The sequence below is a fragment of the Emticicia agri genome (assembly GCF_004168285.1).
Classification (GTDB): Bacteria; Bacteroidota; Bacteroidia; order Cytophagales; family Spirosomataceae; genus Emticicia; species Emticicia agri.
Genome location: NZ_SEWF01000029.1, coordinates 60,692 through 69,207 on the forward strand (window position 1 = coordinate 60,692; position 8,516 = coordinate 69,207).

9 protein-coding genes are annotated in these 8,516 nt (G+C 39.8%); 8 read left to right on the forward strand and 1 reads right to left on the reverse strand.

Features of this window, described 5'->3' with window-relative positions:
- Positions 1 to 196 precede the first annotated feature (196 nt).
- Entirely contained in the window at positions 197 to 604 is a 408-nt protein-coding gene (locus EWM59_RS18215) for a DUF1761 domain-containing protein (RefSeq protein WP_130022686.1), read from the forward strand.
- A 140-nt stretch (positions 605 to 744) separates the two neighbouring features.
- Complete coding sequence (locus EWM59_RS18220) at positions 745 to 1,419, forward strand: hypothetical protein (protein ID WP_130022687.1); 675 nt, start codon at positions 745 to 747, stop codon at positions 1,417 to 1,419.
- A gap of 83 nt (positions 1,420 to 1,502) precedes the next feature.
- On the opposite strand, the gene EWM59_RS18225 is transcribed toward EWM59_RS18220, so the two are convergent.
- Positions 1,503 to 2,111: an OmpA family protein gene (locus EWM59_RS18225; protein ID WP_130022688.1), complete on the reverse strand. Its 609-nt coding sequence runs from the start codon at positions 2,109 to 2,111 to the stop codon at positions 1,503 to 1,505.
- A 310-nt stretch (positions 2,112 to 2,421) separates the two neighbouring features.
- Between EWM59_RS18225 and EWM59_RS18230 the strand changes: the two genes are divergently transcribed.
- From EWM59_RS18230 to EWM59_RS18255, 6 genes are all read left to right on the forward strand, one after another.
- Complete coding sequence (locus tag EWM59_RS18230; protein ID WP_130022689.1) at positions 2,422 to 3,768, forward strand: tetratricopeptide repeat protein; 1,347 nt, start codon at positions 2,422 to 2,424, stop codon at positions 3,766 to 3,768.
- A gap of 277 nt (positions 3,769 to 4,045) precedes the next feature.
- Complete coding sequence (locus tag EWM59_RS18235) at positions 4,046 to 4,300, forward strand: hypothetical protein (RefSeq protein ID WP_130022690.1); 255 nt, start codon at positions 4,046 to 4,048, stop codon at positions 4,298 to 4,300.
- An 81-nt stretch (positions 4,301 to 4,381) separates the two neighbouring features.
- Positions 4,382 to 5,947 carry a Kelch repeat-containing protein gene (locus tag EWM59_RS18240; RefSeq protein WP_130022691.1) on the forward strand — a complete coding sequence of 522 codons (1,566 nt, stop codon included), beginning with the start codon at positions 4,382 to 4,384 and terminating at the stop codon, positions 5,945 to 5,947.
- A gap of 82 nt (positions 5,948 to 6,029) precedes the next feature.
- The gene (locus tag EWM59_RS18245) at positions 6,030 to 7,616 is read left to right on the forward strand and encodes a Kelch repeat-containing protein (protein WP_165372217.1); all 1,587 of its coding nucleotides are present in this window, start codon (positions 6,030 to 6,032) and stop codon (positions 7,614 to 7,616) included.
- A 26-nt stretch (positions 7,617 to 7,642) separates the two neighbouring features.
- Positions 7,643 to 7,996 carry a DUF4907 domain-containing protein gene (locus EWM59_RS18250; protein WP_130022693.1) on the forward strand — a complete coding sequence of 118 codons (354 nt, stop codon included), beginning with the start codon at positions 7,643 to 7,645 and terminating at the stop codon, positions 7,994 to 7,996.
- A gap of 2 nt (positions 7,997 to 7,998) precedes the next feature.
- Positions 7,999 to 8,516, forward strand: a 518-nt coding sequence (locus EWM59_RS18255) for a phage tail-like protein (protein ID WP_510186006.1), incomplete at its 3' end; no start/stop codon positions are given.

Here is an 8,516-nt window from a genome sequence, read left to right on the forward strand (position 1 = left end):
TGTACGAGTTTAAATGATGCCGGCTTTTTTGTTTACTTTTTTTCCGGTAAAAAAAGTAAAAGCCTTCCAAATATGGAATCTTCAATAAACTTAGATTTTGGCAAATATCAAATATAGAAATCTAAGATAAAAAAATCCTCTTAACCAAACCCCTACAATTTTGTTATATTGATTGAATCATTCAAACACACAATTTATGAAAGAATCAATCAATTATTTAGCCGTTGGCACTTCAGCCGTTGTCAGCCTGCTATTGAGTTATGTATGGTTTATGGTCCTATTCTTTAAACCTTATGCCGAGGCATTAGGAAAAACCAAAGAAGAAATGGACAAAGGGCCTACTGCCTTACAAGCGTCTGCCATGCAACTAATCGGAAATTTTGTATTAGCATTCGTACTGGCATGGCTCATGAAAAAATTAGGTTATACTACATTGATTGAGGGTCTTAAATTCGGGGCTTTTATATGGGTAGGCTTTGTTGCAGCCGTATTGGCCCCTATGTATGCCTTTCAGGCCTATTCTATAGGATTTTTCTTGATGACTTCCGGTTCCGTTCTAATGACTTTATTGGCATCAGGCGCTATTTTGGGGGCTTGGCAATAGACAGCTAATAAATGTCTTCCTTTAGATCCTTCAAATAATCGACTGTGCAAATAAAGTTGACAGAGTGATGGTTTTGTTTTATATTTAATTGCCCATAGGCAAATAATAAATGTTCTCTTAACACAAAACCATTACATTCAATGAAACCACTACTATCTGTAGCTTGGTTGGTAGTACTATTATCCTGCCAATCTGACCCTTCACGTATTTCTCATGGCTTTTATGCTGATTTTTTTGAAGAAATAGTTACTAATGACTTCGTTGGATTTTATTTAGCCAATGAAAAAGAATATCAGATAACCGTTGAAAATTATTACAAACAAACAGGTCCAATTAATCACTTAGCAAAATCAAATAAGGAAATTAAAAAAATTAATGAGAAAACAGAGGAAACCATAGAAGCAATTAAAGAAAAGTATTTGAAAAAGAAAGGCTCAATAGGTTATTTTGAGATAGATAGTATTTTCATTGAACGAAACGGCTTTAGACATGCTAATTACTATACACTTCCTTTTGGAGAATATTTTGATAAAAAAGATAGTATTAATATTATCAAAACTTTGAAAACACCTATGAGAGTCGATTCAAAACAAGCTAAAGGGAGTTTTTTTAGTTTTGTGTTTGACAGTAATCAACACCATGATTTCATTATAAGCAGAATTGTGTTTTCCAAACCTTATTTCTATCAGAATAAAGCGCTCATATTCTGTAATTATAAGTCTGCTGGTATTGGTGGATATCAGAAAGTTTATTTATTCGAAAATATCAACGGATATTGGCAAAAGAAGGCGTCCCAAAAAATAGGAAATTATTAACTAAATCTCCTAAACAAAAAAGAGCGACAAACCCTGTCGCTCTTTAAAAAATTGAAAACCTCAACAAAAAACTAAAGGCAAATCTATTTACTTGCAATCTGAATTTTTGAAGCTAAAAACTTTTTCTCATTAGCTCTGATTTTCACTAATACCCGACGGTTTTTACGGCGGCCTTCAGGCGTTTCATTACTGGCTAAGGGGCGGGTAGCACCGTATCCGGCTATGGCCAGTCTGTCGGCCACTACTCCCTGCGACTTCATATATAAAGCGACCGATTTAGCACGGCTTTCCGACAATTTTTTGTTTTTCAACTGATTTCCGCTACTGTCTGCGTGTCCTTCAATAAACACTTCAGTATAAGGGTACCGATTCAATACACCAGATACTTCATTCAGCAGACTCTTGGCATCGGGTGTCAATTGCTCTGAACTCGACTCAAAATAAAAATCCGGCTGAAAAGTAATGTTAATTCCTTCTCCTGTACGAAAAATATCGGCTTTACCCGTAGTAGCACTTACCAGGTCGGTGGCCAGTCTATCAAGCATGATTCCGATTTTTAAAGCTGCATCTGCGGCTTCAGGGTCTTTTTTACGACCGCTCGCTGTGTCTTGTGAAGATTTTTTGGCTGAATTACATGAGGCGAATAGCACTATACCAATAGCCACGCCTGCCAGAAGACGAAGTACTTTCATGAATTTAGGAAATTTTTAGCAACGTAAGTAAGGGGCTTTACCCGAGGTAAAACTTTAATTACAGTAAAATTGGTAAAAAACAATTGAAAACTGCAAGTTTTTTGCAATAAAATTTAAGTTTTGCTGATTAAATGGTATTCTTAGAAACTTTTCAAGTGTATCTGTTTCGTTCAGCATTTAACTTAAACCTTTTTTTAACAAAATCTTTTCAGAAAAAACATTGAGTAAAAGCACATAAAATTTATCTTTGTAGGTTATATTTTGTTCCAGTAGCTTCGTATATACTTCCTCCTAAACGCTTGTATTTTCTATGAAAAACCGTTTTTTTTCTTTGTGCTTCCTTACAGCAGTTTTGTTTATTTCTCAGGCTCAAGCCCAACAAACGGCCTCCGAGTATTTTGATATTGGTGTCAATAAAAGCAAAGCAGGCGACTTTGTAGGCGCTTCGCAGGCTTATAGTACCGCTATTGCCATGAATCCCGACAACCCAAGCAGTTATTTTAACCGTGGCCTTGCCAAACAGCAACTCAAAGACCACCGTGGGGCTATTTTAGACTTCGACAAAACCATAGACCTCGACCCTAAAAACTCTTTAGCTTATTTGTATCGTGGCAAAAGCAAAAGCGAACAGGAAGACCACAGAGCCGCATTACAAGACTATAACCGCACCATTGAATTAAGCCCTGAAGATGCAGCCGCCTATCTGGCCAGAGGCACTACCAGAGCCAAATTGTTAGATTACCGCCGTGCCATTCAGGATTTTTCTAAAGTGATTGAGGTAAATACAGAAGATGTCAATAAATTTCAGGCATATTATTCTCGTGGTGCGTGCAAATCACGTTTAGAAGATTATCCCGGTAGTATTGCAGATTTCACTAAGGCTATTGATATGAACCCAAAGCGTTCGCAGACCTTTGCGAGCCGTGGTTTCAGCCGTTTGAGAATCAACGATTTTACAGGCTCTATCAAAGATTTTGATGAAGCCATTAAACTCAATCCCGAAGATAGCGAATCATTATATAACCGTGGGTTCAGCAAAACCAAAATAGATGATTTCAGAGGTGCTATTAACGATTTCGACAAAGCCATTGCCTTAGACCCACAGAATGTAAGAGCGTATTATGGCCGTGGTTTTTGCAACAGCAAACTGAATAACCAGAAAGATGCTATCAACGACCTGACAAAAGCCATCGAAATCAATAACGTAAACATTGATTCGAAAGTGGTTTATACAGGCCGTATCACTAAAAACATTTTAGACGAACTACGCAATGTAGTACAGGAAAAAGGCAAAATCAACGAATTTTCAGACGACCGTTCAGAAGCCTATTACAGCCGTAGTGTAGCCAAGTTCAGAAACGGTGATGCCAAAGGTGCCATTAATGATTTGAATAAATCTATTGAACTGAACCCGACTTATGCCGAAGCCTATTTCTACCGTGGCTTTGTGCGTTCGTCAACAGGTGCGCAGAAAGAAGCATTGCAAGATTGTTCGAACGCCATTAAATTAAACCCGAAATATGGCGAGGCTTTTTATGTAAGAGGCATCATTAAACACGCTTTAGGCGACGATAACGGCGGTTGCTACGACCTGAGCCGTGCAGGTGAGTTAGGTTACTCAGCCGCTTATAATGTAATCCGTGAGTATTGTAACTAAGATTGTTTGCAGTTAAAAATACTGCTTAAGCCCTGCCAATTGGCAGGGCTTTTGTGTTGTTTGTCTCCCTCAGTTTTTTAGAAAATTGACCATTTAATCAACTTTCAAAAGAAATATTATACTTTTTATAGACATATAATCTTGTTTTACTATATTTATCGTTTGTTTTGCGATGATAAGGTGCTTTGAAAAAACAATCTGATTGTTCGGAATACTAACCTACTGTAGAAAAAATATTCTTGAATGAGTGTTGTGGCTATTAACCCTCAAAAGGCCTATGAATGTGACTTGTACGCTATTCTTCTATTCCGGTTTGTTACCTGCATTATTTGCATCAAAACAAACGCAGTTGATACCCAAAAATCAAGACACCCGTATTGATAGTATGCGCTATGATACCCGTTCTCTGTTAATTGAATGGGCGTATCTATTGTGCCTGCCTTATCAGTTACCATTACCCCAATCGGTAAAACCTGGTTTCGAACGGAAATTGCTCTTCAAGCCTGAAAACGAGAGTGTTATTGTAACCTGACTAACACCCCTGAAAATAAAAAGAGGGATTTTTCCCTCCATAGTATATTTGTTAATCCAAAACCTGTAAAACTCATAAGTAATGAGAAAAATTCTACTAATTGCGCTGATTATATTCCCTTTGATGGGAATAGGAGACTTGTTTGCTCAAACAGGCATTATCCAGACCAATGGCGTATATGTACCGCGCCTGTCAACAGCAAATCGTAATGCCATTGCCTCGCCAACCGATGGGCAAATGATTTACAACACCGACGATGACTGCTTTAACTTCTATCGTGCCGGAACCTGGCAAAAACTCTGTGGCTACGATATACCTTACTCGATTGACTACTGGACAAAGAAAACCGATTTAGGTGGAAGTACCCGACAAAGTGCCGTTGGTTTCACCATTGGCAGCAAAGGATATATAGGAACCGGATATGATGCCGGAACTTATAAAGCCGACCTATGGGAATATAACCCTGACACCAACTCATGGACCCAAAAAGCTACTTTACCCGGTGGTGGCCGATATGCGGCGGTAGGTTTTGCTATGAGTGGCAAAGGATATGTGGGTACAGGCTATAATAATGTGGATGGATATAAAGCCGATTTCTGGGAGTATAACCCTACTAACAACACCTGGACACAAAAGGCCGATTTTATAGGTACACCCAGACAAAGTGCGGTTGGGTTTGCTATTGGTAGCAAAGGGTATATCGGCACTGGAAACAATGGTGCAGGAACAGCCCGAAGCGACTTTTTTGAATATGACCCTACCGCTAACGGCTGGACACAAAAAGCCGATTTTGGGGGTGGTGTAAGATACGGTGCCTTTGCTTTTGCGATAGACACCAAAGGTTATATCGGCACAGGTTTCAACAACACCATTTACACAAACGATTTCTGGGAATATGACGCTACTGCCAACACCTGGACACAAAAAGCTAACTTTTCAGGCAGTGCCCGTGAGTATGCCGTTGGTTTTCCGATGGGTACTAAAGGATATGTAGGAACAGGCTACGATGGCGCAGCTAAAAATGATTTCTTCGAGTATGACCCTGTGGCGAATACCTGGGCTTCAAAACCAGCCTTTACCGGATCTGCCCGCAGATTTGCCGTTGGTTTTGCCATTGGTAGCAAAGCGTATATCGGTACAGGGAGCGACGGCGCACCTAAAAAAGATTTCTATGAGTATAACCCAACGCCAACACCTTATACCACAATGACCCAACAGGGCAACGATTTTAACGGGCCTAATCAGTTGGTAAAATTAGATGGTTCAGGGAGTATTCCGGCCAATCTGTCAATTACAGGTAACCTGAATATCGGAGGGCAGTTACAGAATATAGAAAGTTTTACGGCTGCTTCACTTATCAATAGCTGGGTTAATTATGATGCCCCTACCTATGCCGCTGCCGCCTTTTATAAAGACAAAAAATCGCTCGTATATCTGAAGGGAATCATCAAAGATGGTACAACTACCAGTTCTACGGTTCTTTTCAATCTTCCTGTGGGCTATCGTCCGGCCGAAATCTCGGTTTTTGCAGTGCTTAACGGTGCTTCTTACGGCAGAGTAGATATTTTTCCTAATGGTGATGTAAAAATTATCAGTGGTGGAAATACTTTTCTGAGTCTTGATGGTATTTCATTCAAGGCAAATTAATACGAGGCAATTGGAAATCATTCCAGAATTGCCCGAGTCGTATTAAATTACAATTATGGCTAAATTTAAAACTCAATTTGTAATGAAAAGAATCATTCTATTTTCTCTGATACTATTTTCTCTTGTTGGGAAACAGCATTTATATGCACAGTCAGGCACCATCACTACCGAAGGCGTGTATGTCCCACAACTGACCACAGCAGAACGTAATGCGATTGCTACACCCGCTAACGGGCAAATGATTTATAATACTGATGATAATTGTTTCAATGTCTATCAGAACGGTACATGGGGAAAGCTCATTGGATTTGATGTATTGGTACCTGATTTCTGGATACAAAAAAGTAATGTTGGTGGTAGTGGCAGAAGTAGGGCCGTTGGTTTTTCAATTGGCAATAAAGGTTATATTGGAACAGGTACTACTGGTCAGAATTTTACTAAAGATTTTTGGGAATATGACCCAACAACATTCGTATGGACGCAAAAAGCCGACTTTGGTGGGAGTGCAAGGCAAGAAGCTGTTGGTTTCTCAATAGCTAATAAAGGATATATTGGCACAGGCAATGAAGGAATACTCAATGCCAATTTTGTAAATAGAAAAGATTTATGGGAATATGACCCTTCAACCAATAGCTGGACAGAAAAGGCGAGTCTTCCCGGAAATACTGTCAGAAACGGTGCTGTAGGTTTTTCGATTGGGACTAAAGGATACATAGGATTGGGAAGTCTTGACAAAAATACTTATCTCAATGACTTATGGGAATATGACCCGGCCGCTGATACCTGGACACAAAGAGCCGTTTTTCCTGCACAATTTCGTGCGAATGCCGTTGGCCTTGCCATAGGTACCAAGGGCTATGTTGGCATGGGGGTTCTTCCTAACGGATTTAGTATGGTGGCTGATTTTTGGGAATTTAATCCTGTTTCTAATACCTGGGTACAAAAAGCTTATTATCCGGGAAATGCGTACGCAGATGCAGTTGGTTTTTCGATTGGAAATAAGGGGTATGTCGGAACCGGATATAGTTTCAATTCAGAAAAACGCAATAGTTTTTGGGAATACGAACCTATGGCAGATACATGGACTCAAATGGCAAATTTTGGTGGTACACCAAGAAATGGAGCCACTGGCTTTTCAATTAATGGGATTGGCTACATAGGAACAGGGTTTGATGGGGTTTTAAGAAATGATTTCTGGGCTTTCGACCCTAATACCATATTCAAAGGAATAACTACTCAAGGCAATGTGTTCAATGGCCCGAATCAATTAGTACAATTAGATGGCTCGGGAAACATAGCCGGAAATCTGACTCTTACGGGTGATGTTAGTGTTAGCGGCAAACTCAATCCCGAAAATTTTATTGCGCCTACCTTACTGAATAGTTGGGTGAATTATAGTACACCAACCTATGAAGCCGCCGGATATGCCAAAGACAAAGAATCGAGAGTAAAACTCAAAGGAACCATTAAAAACGGAACAGCCGCCAGTGGTACCACTTTATTTAATCTTCCTGTCGGCTACCGTCCTACCGAAATCCTGATGTTTGCGGTTACCAATAGCGCTACAGCTTTGGGTAGAGTAGATGTATATCCGAATGGTGATGTAAAAATCATGAGTGGAGGTAATACACTTTTAAGCCTTGATGCCATAGCATTTAAAGTAAATTAGTGAAGTTTAAGACGATTCGATAAACCATGAAGATAGTATTTTTTTTCCTGTTTTGCTTCTGTGTGGTGTTGGGTGCATCGGCACAAAAACCCAAACAGCCTGTACCCAAAAACCAGGATTACGGTATTTTATATGCTTATAACGACAGCCTGCAATATGAAACCTATCCTCAACCTAAGGGCTGGGGTTACAAGTTATATATGCGCTACAAATTACTGGTCAATCAACCCATGATACCTGCGTTAGAGGGCAATCAGCCATTCAAAAATGAACAGGATGCCAAAAAGATAGCCAGGTTAGCATCATCAAAGATTGCTAAAGGAGAAATGCCTCCAACGCTTACCATTACCGAAATCAAGCACTTGTTAAAACTTAAATAACAATGAAAAAAATTTTATTTCTTTCTCTATTCACCCTTTCTCTACTGAGTTTAGGCGACCTTGCTGCCCAGTCAGGGACAATAGCTACCGACGGTATTTATGTGCCTCGTTTAACTACTGCCAGCCGAAATGCCATAGCTACGCCAACCAATGGGCAATTGATTTTTAACAGTGATGAAAACTGTTTCAATGTCTATCAGAATGGTAGTTGGCAAAAACTTTGTGGCTTTGATGTGCCTGCCCCCTCTGCAGAGGCTTGGACACAGAAAGCCAATTTTGGCGGTAGTGCCAGAAGTAATGCCATTGGATTTTCGATTGGTAGCAAAGGCTATATCGGAATGGCCAATGCCAATAATGATTTCTGGGAATATGATCAAGGTGCCAATGCCTGGACCCAAAAAGCCAATTTTGGCGGTACAGGCCGATATGATGCAGTCGGTTTTTCAATTGGTAGTAAAGGTTACTTCGGCACAGGAAACGATGGTTCATCAAATTTCCTGAATGATTTCTGGGAATATGA

Coding starts and splice junctions, on each gene's coding strand:
- EWM59_RS18215 (WP_130022686.1), top strand. CDS start 197: ATGAAAGAATCAATCAATTATTTAGCCGTTGGCACTTCAGCCGTTGTC.
- EWM59_RS18220 (WP_130022687.1), top strand. CDS start 745: ATGAAACCACTACTATCTGTAGCTTGGTTGGTAGTACTATTATCCTGC.
- EWM59_RS18225 (WP_130022688.1), bottom strand. CDS start 2,111: ATGAAAGTACTTCGTCTTCTGGCAGGCGTGGCTATTGGTATAGTGCTA.
- EWM59_RS18230 (WP_130022689.1), top strand. CDS start 2,422: ATGAAAAACCGTTTTTTTTCTTTGTGCTTCCTTACAGCAGTTTTGTTT.
- EWM59_RS18235 (WP_130022690.1), top strand. CDS start 4,046: ATGAATGTGACTTGTACGCTATTCTTCTATTCCGGTTTGTTACCTGCA.
- EWM59_RS18240 (WP_130022691.1), top strand. CDS start 4,382: ATGAGAAAAATTCTACTAATTGCGCTGATTATATTCCCTTTGATGGGA.
- EWM59_RS18245 (WP_165372217.1), top strand. CDS start 6,030: ATGAAAAGAATCATTCTATTTTCTCTGATACTATTTTCTCTTGTTGGG.
- EWM59_RS18250 (WP_130022693.1), top strand. CDS start 7,643: ATGAAGATAGTATTTTTTTTCCTGTTTTGCTTCTGTGTGGTGTTGGGT.